Genomic DNA, 24,596 nt, shown 5'->3' with positions numbered 1-24,596 from the left:
GGTTCATATCAATATCACCTCGACCAGTTCGCCCGCGCTCAACCCCGTCGCGTCCGGCGGGATCCGCAACAAGCCGTCGGCGTTTGCCAGCGTGAAGATCAAATTCGATTTTCCGAAGACGGGGTCAGCCTCGTAATTGACGATTGACGATTGACGATTGACGATCAAATTCACGGGACACCAATCTTCACGGCCTGCTTGCGACGGCAAATTTACTGTGAGGCGCGCAGGCACAGTTGGTTTTGGTCTTGGCAACGCGCCCAATAATTTTTCGATCACCGGCAGGACGAATAAATAGCCGTTCACCAACGCGCTGACGGGATTGCCGGGCAGTCCGATCACGGCTTTGCCGTCGCACACGCCTAAAATAGTCGGTTTGCCGGGGCGGGTGTTGATCCCATGAACGAGCGCGCCGGGTTCGCCCAACGAGCGGATGACGTCGGCGGTCATGTCGCGCGTGGAGGCGGACGACCCCGCGGTGATGACGACCATGTCGCATTCGGATAACGCCCGCGCCGCCGCGTCTTTCAACGCCTCGAACTGGTCGCGGATAATCCCGAAGCGTTTTGCCACGCCCCCGCTTTTTTCGATCAGCGCGGACAATGTATACGAGTTGACGTCGCGCACTTGTCCCGCGTGTGGATGTTGACTCGGATCAACAATTTCATCTCCTGTTGAGATCAACCCAACCCGTACTAATCTGCCTACGCGCGCGGAGGTGATCCCCAGCGCGAGCAGTCCGCCAATTTCGGCGGGACGCATCACCCGCCCTTTCGGCAGGATCGCCTGACCCGCAACCACGTCCTCGCCCACGCGGATGACGTTCTCCCCCTCCGCCACCGCGCGGAAGATTTCGATTTCTTGCGATAGACCCGCGAGGTCTTTGGAGACCTCACGGGTCTTTTGCGAATATTCCAACATCGCCACCGCGTCTGCGCCGCCTGGCAACATGCCGCCGGTGTGGATCAACGCGCACTGACCCGGCTCGATCTCAAAGGCGGGCGCGACGCCCATCGGCGCTTCGCCGATGAGCGTCAAATATGCGGGCTGTGAATCGGACGCGCCGAAGGTGTCTCGCGCGCGGACGGCGTAGCCGTCAACGGTTGAGCGTTCAAACTCCGGCAGTGAATGCGGCGCGTGGATGTCTTCCGCGAGAACGCGGCCCACCGATGCGATAACGTTGACGGGTTCCGAATCAACTGTCCCTGCGGGGAGATGCGAGAGGAGGCGGGCGCGGGCTTCATCGGGCGGGAGGAGAGTCAGGAATTCGGGCATGGGGAGGCAAGTCGCGAGATACAAGATACGAGTTACAAGTCAGCGGAGCCAGAAGGTGAGAGTCAGAAAGTAGGTGGCGAGTCCGAAGACGGCGAGCGCGGCGGCGTGGAGGAGAGTCCAGTTGGGTTTGGCGCCGAGGCTGATGTTGCGCAGGAGGAAAATTTGAAAGAGGGCAAAGGGGAACGTGAGGAACACAGACCAGATCAATGAAAGCGAGATGCCGAAGAGCGGCGACATGGTAAAGAGAAAATACGCGAGCAAGACGAAGAGATGATGCAGAGGCACAACGCGCTCCCAGCCGAGGCGCGTGAGGAAAGTGACGCGGTTGTATTTTTGATCTTGCGCAAAGGATTGAAAGTTTCGCGCAATGAAATAGGAAAAGGCAAGGAGGGTCAGTGGAATGGCGAGGACGAGGAAGCGATGAGTTTTGTCCGCTTGAAGCGTGAAGGCGATGGAGGGAATCACATAAGCGAGTTGAATGGCGAGGAGAAATTCCCCCGCGCCGCGATTGACGAAGCGGAAGGGAGGGAGGGAGTGTGTGAAGACGATGGCGAGGGAGAGGAGAAGAAAGAAGAAAGTGGAAAGTGGGAGGGCGTTATTGGCAAAGAGGATGTACGCGGTTAGGGCAATGATGACGATACATGCCAATGATGTGTAAAGATGATTATTGCGGAGGATCTGTCGCTTGGAGCGAGTCTCGTTTTCGAGCAGAGGTTCCGCGTCCAAGCGAAAGACTTCGGGCAAGAGACTCATTGTCGTTTGCGCGAGGAGGACGACCAGCAGTCCTAACCAGAACGGAGCGGCGAGGAATGGTTTGCCGAGGTAGTCGGCGATGCTTGCGCCGAAGGTGTAGGTGAGGGCGGTGAGGAGGAGGTGGAGGGGCATGAGGGGGGAAGTGGTGGGGATTAGAGAATTGGAGAATTAGAGATTGGAGACTGGAGATTGGAGACTGACGATTTACGATTTTGGATTTACGATTTTCGATTGGACATTGGAGAAACGAAGGTGAATGGCAATGAGCGCAGGGTGAATGGAACAAAAGAAAAACTTCGCGGTCTTTGCGGACTTGGCGGTTAATTGTTGTTCAAGAATTGATCCAGCCGCTCCACTGCTTGCGGGAGGTTTTTTCGTCCCAGCCCGATGCGGAAGTGGTTTTTTGAGTCGTCGTAGGCTGAGCCGGGCAGGAGGAGAACGCCGGCTTGTTTCACCAGAGTATCGCAAAAATCTTCTGTGTTGCCCGTCAACAGTTTCGGGAATCCCATTGAGCCAGCGGCGGGACGAACCCATGCAAACAGATTTGAATGACGAGCAAAAAGATCGTCAACGATCTCGAGATTGCTTTTGATGATGCCGACATTCCGCGCAACGAGTTTTTGGCGATTCCGCAGCGCGACCTCGGCAAGAAATTCGCTCGGCGCGGAGTTGCAGATGGTGGTGTAATCTTTCAGCCCAGCCATTTTTTCGTAAATTGACTTGTTCTTCGCCGCGATCCAGCCGATCCGCAAGCCAGCCAAGCCGTAGGTTTTGGACGTGACGCCCAGCGAGACGGCGTGCGCGCCCATGTCCGCGCCGGCAGGGAGTCGAAGCGACGGGTCGTATTCCGATTCGCGGTAGACCTCGTCGCTGAACAATAGCAGATTCTTTTCCTGCGCGAATCTGTTCACCGCTTCAAAATCCGACTTCGACATGAGATAACCCGTCGGGTTGTGCGGCGTGTTGATGACGATCGCCTTCGTCGAAGAGCGGACGAGATGACGCAGTTCGTCCAGGTCCAGCGACCAGTTATTTTCCTCGCGCGCCCGCCATGGGCTGACCATGCACCCCATCCCTTTTGCCACTTCGCTCAGCGATTGATAATGCGGCGCATGGACGATGATGTGGTCGTTCTCTTTCAACGCGGCAAGCATGAACAGGAAGATCGCCTCGCCCGCGCCGGTGTGAACCAAAATTTCTTCGGGCTGGATCGTTTCGTAAATTTTAGCGATCTCTTTTCGCAAAGCAGGATGCCCAAGCGACTCGGTGTATCCCAGCCATGTTTGTTGAAATTTTTCCGCCGCGCCTGCTTCCATGGCAAGCAAATCCGCGATGGGCATGGCTTCGCAGTCCGATGAACAAAGTAAAAATTCCGTATTGAATTCGTACTTGGCGAAATAACGTTCGAGTTTGAAAGGGGAAAGATTCATTTTTTACCACGAAGGACACAAAGGTCACTAAGGTTGGGCAAATCGCGAGCGAATCGCCTTTCCTTAGATTTTCCCTTCGATAAACTCAGGGCAAGCCTTTGTGCTCGTCGTGTCCTTTGTGTTTAAGGTTTTAGAACTTTCTTCATATCACGATAATGATTCTGGTTGTGGATGTACAACATCTTGATCATATCGCGGATCTTGGTCATGCCTAAAAACGGATGTCGTCCTTCGATCTCAAGTTCTTCCTCATTCAACCCCGCCACCCACGCGACAGAGTTCGAGCGGACTTCTTTATATTGTTCCAGCAGTTCGCGCGGCGGCAGGTCTCTTGTCCGTTCTTGTTGCGTTGCGTTATAGCGGTCAATCGAAAAATCATCCGAGGCGCCCTCGCCAGTCGTACGGATGCGCTCGAAGAGTTTGACCAGTCCGCGCTCGGAGGTGACGAAGTGCGAAAGCACATTGCGGACGCTCCACGTCGCGCCTTCGGTGTAGACCTCCGCCTGCCATTGCTCGTCGCTCAAGCCCGCGAAGATGGAATAAAACTTTTCGCCCTCGGATTTTAATTTGTCGGCAAGTTCGTTTATTTCGGACATGATGATTTCTCCTATACAAACGTTTCCGTCCTGAGCGGAGTGAGGAGTGGCGCTGCGGCGCCACGTCGAACGCAGTCGAAGGACGCTCAGCGCGGATCACACCAACGAATAACCACCATCCACAACAATGGTCTGACCGGTAATATACTCGTTCTTGACTAAAAATTCGAGAGCGGATGCAACTTCTTCGGTTCTTGCGGGACGTTTGAGCGGGACTCGGCTGATTAACTTTTCCCACACGTCGGCAGAAACAATGTCCGATTGCAGGACGAAGCCTGGCGCAATGGCGTTGACGCGAATCTTCGGCGCGAGCGCGCGCGCAAGAATTTTGGTCAACGATTCAAGCGCGGCTTTGCTAACGGTGTACGATGGATACCGGCTCCACGCTTTTTGCGCGCCCACATCCGTGATGTTGACGATGAGACCGCCATCGGTCATTTTTTTAGCGCACTCTTGCGCGAGCAAAAACGGAGCGCGGAGATTGAGGTCGAGAGTCGAGTCCCAGGTTTCGAGCGAAAGCGATTCGACATTTCCGCTGGGCATGAAGGCGGCGGAGTTGACGAGAATATTCAGAGATTGGAGACTAGAGACTAGAGATTGAATTTGTTGAGGGTCGGTGAGGTCGGCTGGGGCTAGGGTAACGCGGACGTTGAGCGACTCAAGCATCCCCTGCGTTTGAATCGCTTCCTCCACAGCCGAATGATAATGAAGGACGATGTCGTATCCGAGGCGGGCAAGAGTCAGCACGAAGGATTTCCCCAAACGATGCGCGCCGCCGGTGACGAGTGCAAGTTTTTCCATGGATACGTGTCTACTTGTTTACCTGTTTCCGTGTTTACTTCCTGAAATAGTTTGACACAAAGAACCAAATATTTGCGGGGCGTTCAGCGAGACGGCGCATGAAATACGGATACCATTGCGCCCCGAACGGGACATACACGCGGACGGGATAACCGTCTTTCACCAATCGCTCCTGCAGATCGCGGCGGATGCCGTACAACATTTGAAACTCGATGGCGTTTTTCGGCAAGTTCATTTTTTCGGCGTGCTTCTTCGCAAAGTCAATGCGCTTGTCGTCGTGCGAGGCAATGGCAATGAACGGCGGCGTGCGTCCATCGGCGCTGACGGAATTATTTTCTTTCGCGGTCGTCGCGTCGATCATCACTTTGGCAAGCAAGTCGTAGTTCGCGTCGGTGTCGGCTTTTTTCGGGAAGGCTTTTTCGGGCGGCTCGTTGTACGCGCCCTTGACGAGACGGAGTCGCGCGCCGCTGTTGAGCAGTTCGCGGACTTCGGCTTCTGTGCGAAACAGATACGCTTGTTGAACCAACCCAACTTGATTCGAAGTGAAGCCTCGCTCCAACATGGAACGATACATCGCAAGCGTAATGTCGGTATAGGGCGTGTCTTCCATGTCAATGCGGATGAAGTTATTGCTTTTCTTTGCCTGTTCAAGGATCTTCACGAGATTCTGGCGGCAGGTTTCTTCGTCCAGCCCCATGCCGATCTGAGTCAATTTAATGGAGACGTTGGCTTTAACCCCCGCTTTATCTATTTCCTGTAAAACTTGCACAATGGAGTCTGCCGAGGCGTTCGCTTCTTCGGCGGTGGAGGTGTGCTCGCCCAACTGGTCGAGCGTGGCGTTGATGCCCCTTGCGTTCAATTCGCGCACCACGCGAATCGCGTCATTGGCTGTGTCGCCCGCCACAAAACGCGAAGCGGCTCTCCAGGCAAAGCCCCAACTCGTGATCATTTTTTGCGCCCAGGCGGCTTTGGAAAGATAGATCAAAAAATTTCGCAGCATCGTCCCATCCTGCAAGTGGTTTAAATCTGCGCGAGGTGAATAGAGCGATGCGCAAGATGCGCCGCTATTCTAGCATAAAGATAATTTTGGGTGTGTTATACTTTTTTTCGCACACCGGAGGTAATGTGAGAAACAGAAGTTCGATACCGGTCTTGCGCGGCGTTTCCATCGGATTGTTATCCGTCGCGTTGGTCCTGGTGGTGATTGGCTTGATCGGATACAGTCGCCAGCGGAATAACTATCCCGCCGGTATGACGATCGCAGGCGTGCCCGTTGGCGGCGTGACGCCGCAAATTGCATCGGAACGCGTATTGCAAGTATACTCATCGCCCATCGAAGTTACTTACAATAATTCGAGCATTCAAATTGCGCCCTCGGTGGTCGGCTTCGAACTCGACATGGATTCGATGATCGCCGCCGCCGACCTGGGGCGCACGGGCGGTTCCTTCTGGGGTGGGTTTTGGAACTACCTGTGGCAGCGCCAGCCCGCCCCGGTCGATATCCCCTTAAGCGCCACCATCGACGAAGTTCAACTCACTGCGTATCTACAAAATGAAATTTCCGCGCGCTACGATCAACCACCGACGCCGCCTCAGCCTGTTCCTGGAACTACAACATTCCTGCCCGGCGAACCCGGAACCATTCTCGACATCGACCGCGCTGTGCGCCTGATCGAGGATATCCTGCGTTCGCCTTCCAACCGAAAAGTATCCCTCTCGTTTCAAAAAAGCGTTGCCGCCAGGCCCACCTTTCAAAACCTCGAAATCCTGCTTCAACAAAATATCGACGTCGCGGAATTCGACGGCGTGATCGGTCTATATCTCTTCGACCTGCAAAATGGACAGGAAATCCACTTTGCCATGGACAAGGGTCAAGTCATCTCTACCAATCCCGATGTGCCCTTCACGGCGTCGAGTACTGTAAAAATCCCGATCATGGTTTCGTATTTCATCAAGAACGGGAGCGCGGCGCTGGAGCCAGCCTCCTCCGAACTCATTCTCGACATGATTCGCAAATCCGAAAACCCGCCTGCCGATCGGCTAATGGAAAGCCTCGACGAGTTCCGCGGTCCGCTCATCGTCACCGACGATATGCGCAAAATTGGCTTGGAAAACACCTTCCTCGCCGGGTTCTTTTGCAGCGCCCAGTTTCCCTGCCCACTCCTTGAAAGAATCAGCACACCCGCGAACCAACGCGCCGATGTGGTCACGGATCCCGATTCCTTCAACCAGACCACCCCGTCAGACGCGGGTATGTTACTCACCGACATCTATCAATGCGCCACAGAAAATGGGGGCGCGCTCGTTGCGGCATTCCCCGATAAGATCAACAGCCAGATCTGCCAGCAGATGATCAATTTTCTCGTCTTGGACAAGATCGGCGTGCTCATCGAAGCCGGCGTGCCGGAAGGCACCCAGGTGGCGCACAAACACGGCTGGATCACCGAACCCAGCACAGGCGTTATTAAAAACATCAGCGACGCCGCCATCGTGTACACGCCCGGCGGAAATTACGTCCTCGTCATTTACGCCTATCATCCGGAGCAAACTATTTGGGAGCCGGTCTCCGGGCTCTTCGCTCAATTATCACAAACAGTTTACAACTTTTACAACCTGCCCACCCAGTAGGCGACTTCGTATATAATCCAAACATGAGCGCCGCGCTTGGTCTTTTTCGCCTGCAACAAGTGGATAGCCAGATGGATCAGATCCGCGGGCGACTCAAAGCGATTCAAGAAACGCTTCAAAACGACGGCGAACTGCGCGCCGCCATGGACGCCTTTTCCGCCTCCGAAAACGGATTCAAAACCGCCGAGCGCGCCTTCCAATCGACAGAAGCCGACGTTGAAAAACAGCGCATCAAGATCGAACAGGCAGAATCCAGCTTATATGGCGGACAGGTGCGCAATCCCAAAGAGTTGCAAGACCTGCAATTGGATGTTGCCTCGCTCAAAAAACATCTGGCGACCCTCGAAAACCTCGAACTCAACGCGATGGACACCCTGGAGAATGCAGACCAAGCCATGCAAGCCAGCAAAGCCCAACTCGAACGCGTGCGGGCTGACAAGTCGATTCAATACAACGACTTGACAAAAGAAAGCGAGACGCTCCAAAAAGAGATCGAACGGCTTGATGCCGAACGCAAGGCAGTCACGAGCGGAATTCCTCAACCAGCCATGCTCACCTATGATTCGCTCCGCGCGCAGAAACGCGGAGTCGCCATTACCACCGTCACCGATTCATCGTGCGCGGCGTGCGGCACAACGCTTACGCCTTCCCAGCGCCAGAGCGCCCGCTCCGCCTCGCAATTTTTTACCTGCCCTACCTGCGGGCGTATTTTGTACGCCACTTAGCCCCCATGCCTATTCCGCACATCGACCCTCTATCTTTTGTTATCGGTATGGTGATTGGGATCATACTCTTCAATTTGGCTGGCCGCGCCAAGCCGCTCCTCAACCAAGTTCGAGACAACTTTAAAGAAAACCGCGAAACCGCCAAAGTCCGCCGCACAAGCGGGTTAGAAGACAACCACCGGCGCATCACCTTGCGCCGCGCCCAAGGGATGCATCTCGCCGCGTCGATGTTTGCTCTCGACGAAATTCTCCAGGAGCCTCGTCTCGTCGCGCCACCGGCGCGCGTGGAGCCGGGCATAATCCCTTTGCAGGACGATATTATTTCGCAAACCCTGCCCTACATGCCAGATTGGACCCAACTCGCCGGCGTATACGGCGCGCCAACACTCACACTAGCCGAAAGCGTTGCAGGCGGGTCGAACATTGTCATCGTAGGCGCGGCGGGAGCGGGCAAAACAGTCGCGCTGGCGCGCCTTGCGTCCCTGGCGGCAAACCTCAGGGTTAGAATCGACCCGAAATCTGAAGAAGAAGCGGTTCCTTATCTATATCATGTTGCAGATTTGGCGCTCCCGTTCGATTCAACAAAAGATCCGCTTACCGTTCTCATAAATGTTGTAACAGAATTTGCCCCGATCTTTGATCTCAGCCGCTTGCCTGCCTTTGTCCAGCAAACATTTCAGGGTGGGCGCGCCTTGTTATTGATCGATGGCTTCGACGAACTGGATACGGAGAGCCAAAAACATGTGACGGCATGGTTCAAGGCGCTGACGCACGCCTACCCCAAAGTTCGCATCGTAACGACAGGTTCCACCCATCAACTGAATGGTCTGATCAGCCTGGGTTTCAACCCACTGGCGCTGATTGCCTGGGATCAAAAAGCCGCTTCGAAATTCATCCAACAATGGGGCGAACGCTGGTCGCAGACTATCGCGCTGGAGTCGCGCGCGCAAACGGGACCCGAGCCAGTGGATGCCCTCCTGCTCAACGCCTGGGTAGCCACCGACAATCACAGTCTCACCCCCTTCGAACTGACTCTCAAAGTGTGGGGCGCATACGCCGGTGACAGTTTGGGTCCGGGCGTGCTCGACGCGATCGCCACACACATCCGCCGCGTGGCGCCCGCCGGAACCCCGGTGGCTGCGCTCGAACTGCTCGCCATGCAGGTTGCGCTCACCGCGCAACCGGTGTTCGATCCGCATTCGGCGCGCGCCTGGGTGAAACAATACGACATCGTCGATGACAAACCGATGGAACACGCGGAAACCGTCACAAAAAGCGACAAGGACGAAAAAGCCGCGCTCACCGAATCGCAAAAAATTCGCATCAAGAAATCGAAAGCGGGCAATGCGCCGACCCATGGCTTGCTAAGCAAAATGGTGGACAGCGGTTTGCTGATCTCACACGCCGGTAACAAGATGCGTTTCCTGCATTCGGTGTTGAATGGCTATCTCGCCGGGCAAGCGATCGGCGACAACGAAGCGTATCAAACATTACTCACCCAGCCGGTATGGAATGGCAGGACTGTCACCATGCATTACTTTGCGGCGCGCGGCGACGCTTCCTCACTGGCAGATTCGATGATGAAAGATTCCAGTCTGCCACTGCACGTGCAGTTATTCACTGTGGCTCACTGGTTGCGTGATGCGCCCCGCGAAGCGGCTTGGCGCGGCAAGGTATTTTCCGCGTTGTTGAACATCCTGCAAAGCGAAGGACAGCCACTTGGCTTGCGCGGGCAGGCAATGGCGGCGTTTGTTGCCAGCGGTGACCCCGGCGCCGCCGCGCTCTTTAGGCAGTTACTCAACTCACGCTCGTTTGAAGTGATCCCGCTTGCCGCGCTTGGTTGCGGAGGCATCCGCGATACCAAAGCAATCGAGGCGCTCGAAAACGCGTTACAAGCGCCGGTTGGCGCGGTTCGGCGCGCCGCCTGCCTAGCATTGGTTGCCATCGGCACCGAAAAATCGCTGGAGGCGGTTGCGCGGGCATTATTGCAAGGCGACGAAGAACTCCGCAAAGCCGCGGCGGAAGCGCTGGCGAACGACGCGACAGAGGGGCACGCCGTTCTGCGCGAAGGCGTTACCCTGTCAGACATCATGGTGCGGCGAGCGGTCGTGCACGGACTGGCGCGAATCGAACAACCCTGGGCGATCGAACTCTTGCAAAAAATGCAGGTGGAAGACGATCAATGGGTCGTGCGAAACCTCGCCACACAATATCTCGAACAAGGGAGCAAGCCTGATCCGCGCGTCCCGCAGAAATTGCCCAACCCATCAGACACTCCATGGCTGATCGAATTTGCCGGCAAACAAGGCATGGGCATTTCAAAAAGCGGACCCGCCACCGACGCGCTATTGAGCGCTTTCAAATTTGGGAGCACCGAAGAACGGCTTGCCGCCCTGCCCTATCTCAAGCCGATTGCAAATGAAGGGATTGTCGGCGCGTTATACAACGGCATGTATGGCGAAGACATCGAAGTGCGCGAAGCCGCCTATCTTGCCGCGCAGGAAATTGGCGCGAACGGCATGCGGCTTCCGCATCCCAATCAATTTGGTCTCGGATGATATGCTGATCACAAACGCAAAACTCGTCACATGGGAAAAAGAAAATCGCATCCTCGATGACCATGCCATTCTCATCGAGAACGACCGCATCAAAGAGATCGGCAAAAGCGCCGACCTCGTAAAAAAATATCCGAGCGAAGAAAAACTGGACGCGCGCGGACAATATGTGATGCCGGGCAACATCTGCGCGCACACGCATTTTTACGGCGCATTCTCACGCGGCATGGCGATCCCCGGACCCGCGCCGAAAGATTTCCCTGAGATTCTGCAAAAGTTGTGGTGGCCCCTCGACCGTTCGCTCGACGCGGACAGCATCGAATATTCCGCGCTCCCCTGCCTCGCGGACGCGATCAAACACGGCACGACCACCCTCATTGACCATCACGCCTCGCCCAACGCGATTGACGGCTCGCTCGACATCATCAGCGAGGCAGTCGAAAAGTCTGGACTGCGAGCGGTGCTATGCTACGAAGTGACCGACCGCGACGGCGAATCGAAAATGAAAGCGGGGATTAACGAAAACATCCGCTTCATCAAGAAGACGAAAAGCCCGCTTCTCGCCGCGACGTTCGGTCTGCACGCCAGCCTGACGCTTTCGGACGCCTCTTTAGCCTTGTGCCGCCAAGCCCTCCCCAGCGGATTCGGCTTTCACGTCCACACCGCCGAACACGAGTCGGATGAGTACGACAGTTTGAATAAATCTGGGATGCGAGTAGTTGACCGTTTGCAAAAGCACGGTATCCTCGGAGCGAACACCATCACCGCGCATGGAGTCCACTTCGACGCGCGCGAAATGGAAATCCTCGCCGAAACAAGGACATGGCTTTCGCACCAGCCGCGCTCGAACATGAACAACGGCGTTGGCGTCGCGCAGATCGAGTCGATGATGCGCGCGGGAATCAAAGTTTGTTTGGGCAACGACGGCTTCACGAACGCGATGTGGGAGGAGTGGAAAGCCGCGTATCTCCTGCACAAAGTCCATCACCGCGACCCGCGCCGCATGGGCGGATACGATGTGCAACAAATGGCGGTCTACAACAATGCCGCGCTGGCGAACGTCTTCTTCCCCTCTGCGACCATTGGGCAATTGAGCGCAGGCGCATTTGCAGATATTATTTTTGTAGAGTACCATCCGAACACGCCCATGACCGCGGGCAACATCCCGTGGCACATCGTTTTCGGTTTTCAGCAAAGTATGGTCACGACCACCATCGTCGCGGGCAGAATCCTGATGAAGGATCGCCAACTGCTTACTTTGGACGAAGCGGAAATCTCGGCGAAAGCGCAAGAACTCGCTCCCGCAGTCTGGGAGCGTTATCAAAAAGAAGTTGCAAAGGGATTGTGATATGGACGCATTTCAGGAAAAAGAACCGCTACTCTTAACGATCGCAGTGTTAGGCGGAACAGGCAAAGAAGGCAAAGGACTTGCCTATCGCTGGGCGGCGGCTGGCTACAAAGTGCTGATCGGTTCCCGCTCGTCGGAAAAAGCCGTCACCGCCGCTTCGGAGATCATGCAACTGATGGAAGGTTCGACCTCCATTGTAGGCACATCTAACCTCGAAGCCGCGCAACTGGCAGATATTGTTGTCCTCTCTGTGCCGTACGCGGCGCATCGCGAAACGCTCGAAGGCGTGAAAAATGCGCTCAAAGGGAAAATCCTGATTGATGTAACCGTCCCGCTTGTGCCGCCAAAAGTGACCAAAGTGCAAATGCCGCCCGCCGGGTCTGCCGCGCAAGAGGCAAAGGAAATCCTTGGCGAAGGGGTAGAAGTGGTCGCCGCTTTTCAAAACATCTCGCACGAACATTTGCTCAAAGATGAAGGCGCGGACTGCGACGTATTGGTGACCGGCACCAGCAAGGACGCGCGCGCCGAGGCGCTCAAACTCGTGTCTGCCGCCGGGCTTACAGGGTGGGACGCCGGTCCCATCGAGAATTCGGTGGTGCTTGAAGGCTTGACCAGCGTGTTGATCTACATCAACAAACAATACGGTTCCACTCATGCCGGGATCCGTATCACGGGAGCGAGTCACAAATAACCACTGCGCATATCGCACACCGCAGTTCACAGCATGTCTCTCCGTCTTACCCCCCTCCCCGGCATTCCCCTCATCCGCCACGGCGACAACCTGGCGGATATTGTTGTCGATGCAACACAACGGATCGGGATCAACTTGCAAGATGACGATATCTTTGTGTTCGCCCAAAAAGTGATCTCCAAAGCCGAAGGGCGGACGGTGAATCTGGCAACAGTCACACCGTCGCAACGCGCCATCGAACTCGCCAAACAGACCGAGAAAGACCCGCGCGTCGTTGAGTTGATCCTACAAGAAAGCAACGAAGTCTTGCGCTCCCGCGTCGGCGCGATCATCGTCGAACACAAACTCGGCTTCGTCTGCGCCAACGCGGGGATCGATCACTCGAACGTAGATAACCGTAGTGACGACTTTAGTCGTCAAATACACGATGACTGGGTACTCCTCCTTCCCGCCGACCCAGACCGAAGCGCGGAAACGATGCGAAGCGACATCCAATCCAAAAGCGGAAAACGAATCGGCTGTCTCATCATTGATTCACACGGACGCGCGTGGCGTAACGGCACAGTCGGCGTCGCAATTGGCGTCGCGGGAATCCCTGGGCTGGAAGATCTGCGCGGCAAACCTGATCTGTTTGGATTCAAATTACAAGTGACAACAGTCGGCGTAGCAGACGAACTCGCCGCCGCCGCGTCGCTGATGATGGGGCAAGCCGCAGAGGGAACGCCTGTTGTGCATGTGCGCGGATTTCCATATCCAATGCGCGAAGCATCGCTGAAAGAATTGATCCGCCCGAAAGATCAGGATTTGTTTCGATGATAACCCGTTCGTTCGGCAGTTGAACTGCCGAACGAACAATGAACTTTATAACGCTAACAAGATTCTTATTCACACTTGATAACATTGCCGCATCACAACAAGCAAGGACAACCCATGACAATCCAAACCAAATATCAAGACCTCATCAGCGCCGACTCGAAAGCATTTCTCTATCTCGCCACGCTCATGCCCGACGGGGCGCCACAAGTGACGCCTGTGTGGTTCAGCGCGGACGGAGACTTCATTCTTATCAACACGAACGAGGGTCGCTTAAAAGATAAAAACATGAAGGCGCGCAACCAGGTGGCGATGACCATTCAAGACCCCAACGACCGTTATCGCTACATCGGCATACGCGGCGAAGTTATCGGCTCCACCAAAGAAGGCGCGGATGAACATATCGACATGTTGTCCATGCGCTATGACAATAAACCATGGGGAAAACGCGAAGGGCAAAAGCGGATCATCTACAAGATCAAGCCGACTCATGTCCACGACCACAACTGAACTTCACAACTTCCTGCGGAGTCGCCGCTCGATCCGCCGCTTCACATCGGACCCTGTGCCTGATTCAGTCATCGAGACGATTCTCACCACGGCAACCTTCGCCCCCTCCGCGCACAACCGCCAACCCTGGCGATTCGTCGTAGTGGCGGATTCATCCGCCCGAAAAAAACTCGCCGAAGCGATGGCTGATGATTTCCAACACGATCTCGAAAGCGACGGCATTCCCCCTGAAAAAATTCAAGCGCAACTCAAGCGATCGAAAGACCGCATCATCTCCGCGCCTGTTGCCATTCTCCTCTGCCTCGACATGAGCGAAATGGACTCGTATCCCGACAAACGACGCATCAAAGCCGAATTTCGGATGACTGTCCAATCCGTCGCCGCGGCGGGGATGCAATTGTTATTAGCCGCGCACGCCGAGGGGCTTGGGGGAGTGTGGGCATGTTGGCCTCTTTTCGCGGTAGAGACAATCCAAAAAACTTTAAATTTACCCGAGAATTGGGAGCCGCAAGGGATGTTTTTTGTTGGGTATCCAGAGATAATTCCTGAAGTAAGAAAAAGAAAGCCTCTCAATACGATTATCCAATATCTTTGAGCGAAAGACGTAACGCGACATTTTGAACATTAACAAATTACTCTGACATAAGGCCGGTATAGCGTAAGAGCGGTTCAGAACCGTGAGAGAAACGGTCGAGAAAAGCAAGGACCTGAAATCGCAATTGGTTCACTTGGTCTGCCCAGCGATGGAGTGTAACACTTCCTGCTTCAGCCATTTCCATAATTTTTCAATGGGATTGAGCCAGGAGGCGTAAGTCGGGAACAACAGGGGTGTAAGTTGCTGAGCATGCAAGGCTTCAGAACTGCGGGCAGTTTGTGAACTGGCATCTTGAGCCAGATAGATGCGTGCGCCTGCGGAAAGCGCCCGCAAGCGGAAGTTCCTTTTGCCGATCTTGGTGCGTGCAAATAAGTCCCCGCCCGTGATCCCGTTCAAAACAGCGACCACCTGGTTTTTTCTTGGGGGGGGGGGGCCCCCGCGCCCCCGGTTTTGTTTTGCCATGCGCTGATAGGTTGGCGCTTTTGCGGGACGACGAAAGTAAGTCGTTCATCCATGAACAAGATCACCGCTCGGGTGGTACGTGCTTCTTCAAACGCCTGCAAAATCCTTCCATTGGCTTGGTACGCTGGATGGTGTGGATGAATCCCAAAGCTTGTTTGCGGCTAAAGCCCAGACGTTTCAAAACTTTGTAAATGCCAGGTACACTACAGCCTTGCAAGCGCGCCCCCCCTGCACCCCCGCGCCCCCCCCCCCCCCCCCCCCCCCCCCCCCCCCCGGCCGGCCCCCCCCCCCCCCCCCCCCCCCCCCCCCCCGCCCCCCCCCCCCCCCCCCCCCCCCCCCCCCCCCGAAAAGATTGGCTTTCGACCTCGACCTGTTTTGATTTTCAACCCCCCGCCCCAACGCCCCCCCCCCTGCCAGGGTCAGATGGCTCGCTCCCCTGTGTTGATGACCCCCCCCCCTTCGCTTAGTAAGCAAAAGTTAATGTTCAATATGTCGCCCGTAGGATTTTCATGCCCGACATTCGTTACAAGCGCAACCTGCCGCACATCCATCCCGAAGGCTATCCGTTATTCGTCACAATCCGCCTTGCCGATTCTCTTCCGCTTGAAGTCCTTGCCGAACTCAAAGAACAACGTGAACGCGAATTGAATTCAAGACCAAACATATCTGCATCAGATCGCTACGACATCGAGAAAAGATATTTTGGTCGCTTTGATAAATACCTTGATCGTTGTGAACATGGTCCGCGATGGCTCGAACGGGAAGAAATTGCCAGAATTGTTATGGACAAAATCCTAGACTTGGACAAGAGCCGTTACGATCTTTATACCTGTTCCATCATGCCGAATCATGCACACTTGCTTTTTGATTCTCTCGTAGCGGATCAAAGTAAGCATAAAGGCATGAGCGCAAAATATCCCGTCACTGAAACCCTGCGCTTATTGAAAGGAAGTACTGCAAGATCTTGTAATCTAAGCCTGAAGCGCAATGGTCGGTTTTGGCACCACGAAAGTTACGACCGTTTTGTCAGGGACGAGCAGGAATTGGAACGGATCATCAAGTACATATTGAACAATCCAGTGAAAGCAGGTTTGGTAAAGAAATGGACAGATTGGAAATTTACCTACATCAATCCCGAACTTGGGTCGTGGTAAAACGCGACATAAATGTCGCGTTACGCGTACCGCAACATTTATGTCGCTCGTGCCGAGGGCTGGCATGAAAATCGTTGCTCTCGCGGGCGGAGTCGGTGGCGCGAAATTGGCGCATGGACTCGCCCAGATACTCAAACCTGAAGACCTCACGATCATCGTCAACACAGGCGATGACTTTGAGCATTACGGTTTGTACATTTGTCCCGATTTGGATACGGTCTGCTACACGCTGGCGGGATTGGCAAATCCTGAAACGGGATGGGGGCGCGTGGATGAAACGTGGAATGCGATTGCGAACGCATCCAAACTTGGAGGGTTGGATTGGTTCAAACTTGGCGACCGCGATTTGGGCACGCACCTCGAACGAACGCGGCGATTGAAAGCGGGCGAATCGCTCAGCCAGATCACGCGAGATTTTTGCAAGGCATGGGGTATTGAACACACCGTCCTGCCGATGTGCGACCAGCCAGTGCGGACGATGGTGAACACAGAAGAAGGCGAACTCGCTTTCCAGGAGTACTTCGTTCATCGCAGATGTGAGCCGAAGGTCAAAGGCTTCAGGTTCGAGGGGGCTGACGAGGCTGAACCAGCCGAAAGGGCGAGAGAGGCGGTTGAGTCGGCTGACGCGATCGTTATCTGCCCGTCGAATCCGTGGGTGAGCGTGGATCCGATTCTTGCGACCCTCACCCCGTCCCTCTCCCTAAAAGGGAGAGGGGGCATTGTAGCCGTCTCCCCCATCATCGGAGGGGAAACGGTGAAGGGACCTGCGGCGAAGATGTATCGCGAGTTGGGGATCGAGCCATCGGCGCTGGCGGTGGCAAATCATTACCAAGGAGTGGCAACACATTTCGTCATGGATACCGTCGATTCGCAACTAACAGAAAGCGTAAGGGGTTTGAATATGCGGACTCTTGTAACGAATACGCTGATGAAAAGTCATGAAGATAGAAGGCAATTAGCGCAAGCCATACTCCAGTTTACCGGAAGTGACTCATGACCCTTTGGGCAATCGTCCCTGTAAAGCCTTTACGGCGCGGCAAATCACGTTTAGCGGGCACATTGAATGAAAATGAGCGAACGGAATTAAATCGGGCTTTGTTACAACACTCACTTGAGACGTTGTCCGGTGTTTCCGGCGTGGCTGAGGTGCTGGTGGTCAGCCGCGACCCTAACGCGCTGGCTATTGCCCGCGAACACGGCGCCCGCACGGTGCAGGAAGACGGCGCTCCGCACTTGAACACTGCTTTAAAGAGGGCGACGGTTGTGGCGCAGGTTTATGCCACGCAAGGCGTGCTGATCTTGCCAGCCGACCTGCCGTTAGTGACCCGCGAAGATATCCAGACCTTGCTCGACCGCGCTGTGAAACCCCCGGTGGTGGTGATCGCGCCGGACCGTCACGGCAAGGGAACCAACGCTCTCGTGATTGCTCCGGCGGGACTCATCGAGTATGATTTCGGTGAGAATTCCTTCCAGCGGCATTGCGAACAAGCCAAACAGGCTGGCGCGCGCCTCGAGGTAGTGGAACTTCCTTCGCTGGGGCTCGATCTGGATGAGCCTGAGGATTTTGAACTGGTTAAAAATCTCGAAAGTTCGATCACTTTCTAATTCTGAGGAGACTGCCATGGCTGAACGGGTTGCATTGTATTTGCAGGATTCGCACGATTTGCGCGATGGGTTGGATTACGTCCGCTACGCGGAGGAGAAGGGATTTGAAGCCGTCTGGCAGGCAGAATCCCGGCTGGTGCGCGACGCGATCGTGCCAATGGCGGCGTATGCCGCGGTGACGAACAAACTCAAAGTTGGTTCCGGCGTCATCAACAACTGGACGCGCAACATCGGTCTGCTCGCCGCCACCTTGCTCACCCTTGACGATCTGGCGCCGAACCGGATCATTTGCGGCATCGGCGCGTGGTGGGATCCGTTGGCGAAGAACGTGGGTATCGAGCGCAAGAAACCCCTCCTTGCCATGCGCGAGACCGTGGAGGTGCTCCGCCGCCTGCTCAACATGGAGCGGGTCACCTTTCATGGGGAATTCCATCATGTGGATGGGATCGAGCTGGATGTGGTGCATGGCCGCCGCGAGCCGCGTAACATTCCAATCATGATCGGCGCGACGGGCGATGTAATGATGGAGTTGACCGGCGAAATCGCCGACGGAGCCGTATTGAATTATTGCGTGCCGCCGGAATATAACGATAAAGCAATGGAGCAATTGGAAAAGGGTTTGAAGAAATCGGGGCGAAAAATGGAAGAGTTTGACCGCCCGCAACTTGTCGTTTGCTCGGTGGATGAAGACCACGATAAAGCCATCGATTACACCAAGGAACTACTTTGCCAATATCTCGCCCAACAGCCGCATATCGCAAAGGCGTCGCAAGTTTCGCAGGATGTGATCGCCAATATCCAGTCTATTTTGGGGTGGCCCGCCACCAAGGAACAGATCAACAAAGCCAAGCATCTTGTGCCCGACGAACTTGTGCGCCGCATCACCGCCTCCGGCACGCCGGCGGAGGCAAAAGCCAAGGTGGAGGAATACAAAAAGCGCGGGTGCACCTGCCCGATCCTTTACCCCGTTGGCGGAAATTTCAAATTGTTGATCGATACGTTCGCGCAAGCGTAAGACCAGATCAATCTTGTCCTACATGTTCCCCATCAAATAATCCAGCACAAATTGCAAAGCCGCGTCAGCCGATGCGGCTTTGATTTGTTTTCGGTCTCCAGAAAAACGCCGAGAGCGCGTCCACTCGCCCTGTGGAGCGGCAAGCGCCAGCCACACTGCGCCCACAGGCTTGGATTCTGTCCCACCGCCTGGACCCGCTATCCCTGAGATCGACACGGCGATATCCGCGTCGAGAACCGACCGCGCGCCGCGCGCCATCTCCAGCACTGTTTGTTCGCTGACCGCGCCGAATCGGTTGAGCGTATCCCATGAAACATGCAGGATGGATACCTTCGCTTCGTAGGCATACACAACCACCCCGCCGCGAAAGTACTCCGACGAGCCGGGGATGTTCGTGATGCGGTCGCTGACCAAGCCGCCCGTGCACGATTCTGCGAGAGCGAGAGTTAGCCCGCGTTCACGCAGGAGTATGCCTATTCGATCTTCGGGAAGGGTTTGAATCATAAGACACCGCGCCAAGATGATAAAGTCGTGCCATTATACAGGAGGCGCGCTCGTTCTAGGTTATAATTTTGCGCATGGCTGATTGGGCTGGCAAAACGCTCGGTAGTGTCCATATTGAAAATCTCGTAGCCCGCGGGGGAATGGCGGAAGTATACAAAGGCACGCACAAATCTTATGGGGTGGTAGCCATCAAGGTGATGCGAGGCTTGTTGGAACGAGATTCAGAGCAACTCAGTCGCTTTCAGCGCGAAGCCGAGGTGATTGGGGAATTAAAGCACCCCAATATCGTTCAACTGCTGGATTACAAGGTGGAGGATGAAACCCCGTGCATTGTCATGGAGTATGTGCCGGGCCCGTCTCTCGCCGCGTACATGAAAGCCCTGCATGAACAAAAAAAACGCATCCCCATCGGCATTGTTGCCAAAATCCTGAAGGCGGTCGCTTCGGCTCTCGATTATGCTCACGCAAAAGGAATTATCCATCGCGATATCAAGCCCGCCAACGTCCTGCTCCGTTCGCAAGAAAATTCAGTCGAGCTCAACGACACCCTGCCGATCGACGTGGAACCGGTTCTCACCGATTTCGGACTGGTCCGCCTCCTCGACTCGACCACACACACGACCACCGGCTCCGTTTCAGGCACGCCCGCGTACATGAGCCCGGAGCAATCGCGCGGCGATAAAGTGGACAAGCGCACCGATATCTACTCGCTTGGCGTCATGCTGTATGAAATGCTGGCAGGCGCGGTGCCGTTCCAGTCCGATACCACATTTGGCATGTTGATGAAACACATCAATGAGCCGCCCCCGGTGATCGAGGGTATCTCTTCCGATTTGCAAACTATCCTCGATCGAGCGCTGGCAAAAGACCCATCCATGCGGTATGAAAGCGCGGGCGAATTTGCTCAAGAATTTCTGGCTGTGTTCAACGGGCAAACAATCTCCCCGGGGACGATCCATATGGCGCAAATGGCGCGTCAAATCGCGGCGGAGGCAAAAAAGAAAAAGCAGGCTCCGGCAGAGCGACCGCTCATCCGCTGGCTTCGCATTGGCGCCGAGATCGTCATAGCGGCTGGGTTGGCTTTTGCCCTGTTCCAGTTCATCAATCCACCTACTGTGCCTGCCACCCCCACTCCGGAGCCTGTAGATCTGAATATCCCTGTTGGTCGGATGCGTTTCACCGATTTCAACGGCGTGATGGATCGAGTGACGCTTGTATTTAATAGCGCAGAGCCGCCTGCCGCTGGAACCCGGTACGAGGCATGGCTTAGAAACAACGCGAACGGGAGAGTGCGAAATCTCGGGTCAATCCGTTTTAATACATCAAACATCGGCCAACTCGAATTTACCGATCCCAACAGGCAAAACTTACTGGAGTTGTATGATGAAATATTGGTGACGATCGAGCAGAACAATGGCGTTGCATTAAAACCCTCGACGAACGTTGCGTATTCATCGATATTCCCGGCCGAGGCGCTCGACGCCGCGCGCAACCTGCTGGCTTCCCATTCCAATACCCCCAATCAATACGCCCCCATGCAAGGGCTATATTATTACAGCGGAAGTTATATCACCGGCGCGATCAATGGAGACCCGATCACCCCCGATTTTGTCGGCTTGGTTGAAGCATATCAAAACGGAGACGAAGCAACCGCGCGTTTACGCGCGGAGGATGTGATCAATCTGATCGTGGGCGATGAGAGCGAGCAATATCAGGATTACAACAAGAACGGCATTCTCAACAATAACGATGGCGACGGGTTCGGAAGTTTGCCAAACGGCAACCATCCCGGCTACCTTCAACTTGCCGCGCTGGGGGCGAAAGACGTTGGAGACGCAAGCGATTCCACGCCGAACATGAGGATTTATAGCGATAATATTCAAGTCTGCATCCAAAACATGGAAGGGTGGACCAATCAGTTGCTGCCGCTTGCCCTTCAATTAACAACCACGACGTTCGGACCGGAGATGGAACCCATCATCAACGAAATGTCGTCCTTGGGCAATTATTTATTGCAGGGATTCGATGCCAATCAAAATGGGCTGGTTGAGCCGGTGGAGGGAGAATGCGGCGTAACTCTGGCGTACGAATACGGCTGGAATCTCGTGGAAATGCCGATCTTCATCGGTCCCAATCGCGTTCCCCCAAGCGGAAAGTAAAAAGCCTCCCAAGCGCGGGAGGCTTTTTACTTATTCCTGATGGTGTACGCAGTCGGAGTCAATTCGGCTTTCGTAATGCGATATTTATGTCGCTCTTGCGCAAGAACAGCCTAAACCGCGAGACGCTTGGCAGTCTCACGTTACGACCTTTGCTGTGTAAGGCGAGTTATATCGATCTTTACAGCCCTTGTAAAAGTCGTTTAATTTCGAGAGTATGATTCATTGCGAAGGTGGCGCAGGTAAGCAGGATACTAATGGTCGACAAAGCCATGCCCACGGTCGCCAGATTCTCCTGTGAGGCATCGTTCATAGCCAAATATCCGAGCACAGCGCCTGCAACACACAAAGGCACGCTACAGATCGGTAAAAACCAGCCGCAAAGGCTCATCACGCCAAGAATCAACGACGCGATCGCCAATATGCGCCCGCCACTCCCTCCAGCGGGCGGGAGGAAGATAGGCGCATTCGATTGTTCGTCCATGCGTACTCCACAGAATAAGATTTTGTCGATTATTGCATAGAATTAGCTTGCTTACAACCGCCAAAACTCCCATTCAATGAACCGGCAGTTGATGAAGTAAAATACATCGATGGATATTTCAGAAAAACTACAGGGTATTCTCGATACTCTGCCTGCAAAGCCCGGCTGTTACCTGATGAAAAACGCGGACGGGGCGATTATTTACGTTGGCAAGGCGATCAGTCTCAAGAACCGCGTGCGCTCATACTTTCACGCGGACGCGAGTCATGACGCAAAGACGCGACGGCTGGCGCGCGATATCGTCGACATTGAATGGATTGTCGTCGGATCCGAACTTGAGGCGCTCATCCTCGAGATGAACCTCATCAAGAAACACCGCCCGCGTTACAACATTCGCCTCAAGGACGATAAACGTTACCCGTATATCAAAGTACGCTGGGCGGAGCCATATCCCAAGGTCACTGTGACGCGGCAGATGGTGGAGGATGGTTCGCGCTATTTCGGTCCGTATACCTCGGCGTGGGCTGTGTACCAAACGCTGGATATCCTGCGGAAAATCTTCCCATACCTGACATGCGACCGCGAGATTACCGGGCAGGATAAACGGGCGTGTCTATACTACGACATCAAACTGTGCATCGCCCCGTGTATCGGCGCGGCGTCCCAGGCTTCGTACCGCCAAATGATCTCCGATCTGATGGATTTTCTGAGCGGACACAGCGAGGATATCGTCGCGCGCTTGCAAACAGAAATGGAAAAAGCGGCGACCGAGATGCGCTATGAAAAAGCGGCGGCAATCCGCAACCAACTCAAGGCGATCCAGTCCATCATCGAACGACAGAAGATCGTCTTTGCAACCGATTATAAAGATTCGGATGTGCTCGCCATGGCGCGCAGTGACGGAGAAGCCTGCGTGCAGGTTTTCTTCATCCGCAGCGGCAAGTTGATCGGGCGCGAATACTTTATCCTCGAGGGCACGGAAGATTCCGCCGACGCGCAGATCATGGAGCAATTCGTCACCCAGTTCTATACCGAAGCCGCCAATATCCCACAGCAGGTGATGTTGCCGCAAGAGATCGAAGAGGCGAAGATCATCGGAGAATGGTTGAGGTCAAAACGAGGCGGCGGAAAAGTTGAATTCATCGTCCCGAAAGATGGGCAGCCGAGCGAGCTGGTGAAGATGGCGGCGGAAAACGCCACCGAAACTTTAACCGCCTTGCGCGCGCAATGGCAGGCAGACGCGCACAAACAGGAACAGGCTCTGGCAGAATTACAACAGGCGTTGAATTTGAAAGAGCCGCCCAACCGCATTGAATGCTATGACATTTCCAACACGCAAGGGACGGCGATCATCGGGGCGATGGTTGTATTTACCCAGGGCGTGGCGGACAAAAAGTTGTACCGCAAGTTCAATATCGAGAGTGTCGTCGGCGCGCCGGATGATTTCGCCTCGATGGAGGAAATGTTGACGCGGCGCTTCCGAAGGTGGCGGTCGGCTGAAGAGTCGGCGAGTCAGGTTGGGGCGAAGAAAGACGCGTCGTTTTCCTTCCTGCCGGACCTTGTCATCATCGATGGCGGCAAGGGCCAGCTTGGGCGCGCGGTGGAAGTCCTCGAGAAGTACGAGCTGATGGAGAAAATCCCGATCGTGGGGTTGGCGAAGCAACAAGAGGAAATATTCTTCCCGCACAAATCTGACTCGTTGATGTTGCCGCGTCATTCTCAAGCGTTATATTTGGTGCAACGGATTCGAGACGAGGCGCATCGGTACGGGATCACCGCGCACCGCAAGAAGCGACAAAAAATCGGCATGGCTTCGATCCTGGACGCAATCCCCGAGATTGGACCTGCGCGACGCAAGTCCCTCTTGAAACATTTCGGTTCTGTGGATAAGATTAGAGCCGCCTCGTTGGAGGAACTCTGTAGTATCGTGCCAGAAAGCGCGGCACAATCGATAAAGGCGCATTTGGAATGAGAGAAATATGGGTTGTGGACGACGACGATGAGATGAGTCGCGCGATCGGGCTGATGCTCGAGGTGCTCGATTGCAAGGTGACCGTGTTTAACAACGCGCGCGGCGCGGCGCAGTTGATCGTTTCGGGGAAAAAACCCGACTTGATCATCCTCGATGTGAACATGCCAGAGGTCTCCGGTTTGGACATGCTCGAATTTTTACGACGACGCGCCGATACGGTAAAACTGCCCATCGTGATGCTTTCCTCCGAAGCGGACGACACCGTTGTGGACCACGCGCTTTCGCTTGGTGCTGATGCCTTTGCGTTGAAACCAGTAACTCTCGAAGAACTTGAGAAGGCAATGGCGCGTTCGTTTTATAAAAATCTAGATTTGCGAGTTAATGATGGCTGAAAAGAAACCTAATCGCAGGCAGGAAAAATCGCGCAAGGCGTTGCAAATCGTCTTTGCAGTCTTTACGATCGTTTTGATTCTTTCCATGTTGCTCTCCGCATTTATCGCGCCTCGGTAACATCGTTTTTATGT

Annotated in this window: 24 protein-coding genes; 15 read left to right on the top strand and 9 right to left on the bottom strand. The window is 54.8% G+C overall.

What is annotated here, in order from left to right; all coding sequences use genetic code 11:
- Positions 1-3: 3 nt before the first annotated feature.
- The 6 genes from IPM31_17760 to IPM31_17735 form a co-directional block, all read right to left on the bottom strand.
- The gene (locus IPM31_17760; protein ID MBK9008821.1) at positions 4-1,275 is read right to left on the bottom strand and encodes a molybdopterin molybdenumtransferase MoeA; all 1,272 of its coding nucleotides are present in this window, start codon (positions 1,273-1,275) and stop codon (positions 4-6) included.
- A 39-nt stretch (positions 1,276-1,314) separates the two neighbouring features.
- Positions 1,315-2,160, bottom strand: a complete 846-nt coding sequence (locus tag IPM31_17755) for a prenyltransferase (protein ID MBK9008820.1) — start codon at positions 2,158-2,160, stop codon at positions 1,315-1,317.
- Positions 2,161-2,348: 188 nt separating this feature from the next.
- A complete protein-coding gene (locus tag IPM31_17750; GenBank protein ID MBK9008819.1) occupies positions 2,349-3,458 on the bottom strand; it encodes an aminotransferase class I/II-fold pyridoxal phosphate-dependent enzyme in 1,110 nt (369 codons plus the stop codon).
- Between the two features lie 122 nt (positions 3,459-3,580).
- Positions 3,581-4,054, bottom strand: a complete 474-nt coding sequence (locus IPM31_17745; GenBank protein MBK9008818.1) for a maleylpyruvate isomerase N-terminal domain-containing protein — start codon at positions 4,052-4,054, stop codon at positions 3,581-3,583.
- Between the two features lie 96 nt (positions 4,055-4,150).
- Positions 4,151-4,855: an SDR family oxidoreductase gene (locus IPM31_17740; GenBank protein ID MBK9008817.1), complete on the bottom strand. Its 705-nt coding sequence runs from the start codon at positions 4,853-4,855 to the stop codon at positions 4,151-4,153.
- A 34-nt stretch (positions 4,856-4,889) separates the two neighbouring features.
- Positions 4,890-5,855 (bottom strand): proline dehydrogenase family protein, encoded by a 966-nt coding sequence (locus IPM31_17735; GenBank protein MBK9008816.1) that lies wholly within the window; start codon positions 5,853-5,855, stop codon positions 4,890-4,892.
- A 125-nt stretch (positions 5,856-5,980) separates the two neighbouring features.
- On the opposite strand from IPM31_17735, the gene IPM31_17730 reads away from it, so the two are divergent.
- The 8 genes from IPM31_17730 (at position 5,981) to IPM31_17695 (ending at position 14,720) form a co-directional block, all read left to right on the top strand.
- Positions 5,981-7,483 (top strand): serine hydrolase, encoded by a 1,503-nt coding sequence (locus IPM31_17730; GenBank protein MBK9008815.1) that lies wholly within the window; start codon positions 5,981-5,983, stop codon positions 7,481-7,483.
- A 23-nt stretch (positions 7,484-7,506) separates the two neighbouring features.
- Positions 7,507-8,208: a hypothetical protein gene (locus IPM31_17725; protein ID MBK9008814.1), complete on the top strand. Its 702-nt coding sequence runs from the start codon at positions 7,507-7,509 to the stop codon at positions 8,206-8,208.
- Positions 8,209-8,213: 5 nt separating this feature from the next.
- Positions 8,214-10,766, top strand: coding sequence for a HEAT repeat domain-containing protein (locus IPM31_17720; protein ID MBK9008813.1), 2,553 nt, complete (start codon positions 8,214-8,216; stop codon positions 10,764-10,766).
- A gap of 1 nt (position 10,767) precedes the next feature.
- Complete coding sequence (gene ssnA, locus IPM31_17715) at positions 10,768-12,111, top strand: putative aminohydrolase SsnA (protein MBK9008812.1); 1,344 nt, start codon at positions 10,768-10,770, stop codon at positions 12,109-12,111.
- 1 nt (position 12,112) lies between these two features.
- On the top strand, positions 12,113-12,802 hold the full coding sequence (gene npdG, locus IPM31_17710; protein MBK9008811.1) for an NADPH-dependent F420 reductase: 690 nt from the start codon (positions 12,113-12,115) through the stop codon (positions 12,800-12,802).
- A 33-nt stretch (positions 12,803-12,835) separates the two neighbouring features.
- On the top strand, positions 12,836-13,618 hold the full coding sequence (gene cofE / locus IPM31_17705; GenBank protein ID MBK9008810.1) for a coenzyme F420-0:L-glutamate ligase: 783 nt from the start codon (positions 12,836-12,838) through the stop codon (positions 13,616-13,618).
- Between the two features lie 114 nt (positions 13,619-13,732).
- Positions 13,733-14,125, top strand: a complete 393-nt coding sequence (locus tag IPM31_17700; protein ID MBK9008809.1) for a PPOX class F420-dependent oxidoreductase — start codon at positions 13,733-13,735, stop codon at positions 14,123-14,125.
- Positions 14,106-14,720 carry a nitroreductase family protein gene (locus IPM31_17695; protein MBK9008808.1) on the top strand — a complete coding sequence of 205 codons (615 nt, stop codon included), beginning with the start codon at positions 14,106-14,108 and terminating at the stop codon, positions 14,718-14,720. Before IPM31_17700 ends, IPM31_17695 begins: the two co-directional genes overlap by 20 nt.
- A gap of 129 nt (positions 14,721-14,849) precedes the next feature.
- Here the strand turns inward: IPM31_17695 and IPM31_17690 are convergent, their stop codons facing one another.
- Complete coding sequence (locus IPM31_17690) at positions 14,850-15,182, bottom strand: transposase (protein MBK9008807.1); 333 nt, start codon at positions 15,180-15,182, stop codon at positions 14,850-14,852.
- A 509-nt stretch (positions 15,183-15,691) separates the two neighbouring features.
- Here IPM31_17690 and IPM31_17685 point away from each other — a divergent pair.
- The 4 genes from IPM31_17685 (at position 15,692) to IPM31_17670 (ending at position 18,956) form a co-directional block, all read left to right on the top strand.
- On the top strand, positions 15,692-16,336 hold the full coding sequence (locus tag IPM31_17685) for a transposase (protein ID MBK9008806.1): 645 nt from the start codon (positions 15,692-15,694) through the stop codon (positions 16,334-16,336).
- Between the two features lie 64 nt (positions 16,337-16,400).
- Entirely contained in the window at positions 16,401-17,333 is a 933-nt protein-coding gene (locus IPM31_17680) for a 2-phospho-L-lactate transferase (GenBank protein MBK9008805.1), read from the top strand.
- The gene (gene cofC / locus IPM31_17675; protein MBK9008804.1) at positions 17,330-17,941 is read left to right on the top strand and encodes a 2-phospho-L-lactate guanylyltransferase; all 612 of its coding nucleotides are present in this window, start codon (positions 17,330-17,332) and stop codon (positions 17,939-17,941) included. Before IPM31_17680 ends, cofC begins: the two co-directional genes overlap by 4 nt.
- Before the next feature lie 16 nt (positions 17,942-17,957).
- Complete coding sequence (locus IPM31_17670; protein ID MBK9008803.1) at positions 17,958-18,956, top strand: LLM class flavin-dependent oxidoreductase; 999 nt, start codon at positions 17,958-17,960, stop codon at positions 18,954-18,956.
- Between the two features lie 18 nt (positions 18,957-18,974).
- Here IPM31_17670 and IPM31_17665 read toward each other — a convergent pair whose 3' ends face one another.
- The gene (locus tag IPM31_17665) at positions 18,975-19,460 is read right to left on the bottom strand and encodes a CinA family protein (GenBank protein ID MBK9008802.1); all 486 of its coding nucleotides are present in this window, start codon (positions 19,458-19,460) and stop codon (positions 18,975-18,977) included.
- Positions 19,461-19,534: 74 nt separating this feature from the next.
- On the opposite strand from IPM31_17665, the gene IPM31_17660 reads away from it, so the two are divergent.
- Positions 19,535-21,619, top strand: a complete 2,085-nt coding sequence (locus IPM31_17660) for a serine/threonine protein kinase (GenBank protein ID MBK9008801.1) — start codon at positions 19,535-19,537, stop codon at positions 21,617-21,619.
- Between the two features lie 178 nt (positions 21,620-21,797).
- Here the strand turns inward: IPM31_17660 and IPM31_17655 are convergent, their stop codons facing one another.
- Complete coding sequence (locus tag IPM31_17655) at positions 21,798-22,100, bottom strand: DUF4190 domain-containing protein (protein MBK9008800.1); 303 nt, start codon at positions 22,098-22,100, stop codon at positions 21,798-21,800.
- Between the two features lie 109 nt (positions 22,101-22,209).
- Between IPM31_17655 and uvrC the strand changes: the two genes are divergently transcribed.
- The gene (gene uvrC / locus IPM31_17650; GenBank protein ID MBK9008799.1) at positions 22,210-24,072 is read left to right on the top strand and encodes an excinuclease ABC subunit UvrC; all 1,863 of its coding nucleotides are present in this window, start codon (positions 22,210-22,212) and stop codon (positions 24,070-24,072) included.
- Complete coding sequence (locus IPM31_17645) at positions 24,069-24,464, top strand: response regulator (GenBank protein MBK9008798.1); 396 nt, start codon at positions 24,069-24,071, stop codon at positions 24,462-24,464. Before uvrC ends, IPM31_17645 begins: the two co-directional genes overlap by 4 nt.
- Positions 24,465-24,596: the final 132 nt, after the last annotated feature.

Origin of the sequence: Candidatus Defluviilinea gracilis, from assembly GCA_016716235.1 — a bacterium.
Lineage (GTDB): Bacteria > Chloroflexota > Anaerolineae > Anaerolineales > Villigracilaceae > Defluviilinea > Defluviilinea gracilis.
The sequence above is the reverse complement of the archived record's forward strand: the minus strand, read 5'-3'. Positions and strand labels throughout refer to the sequence as shown.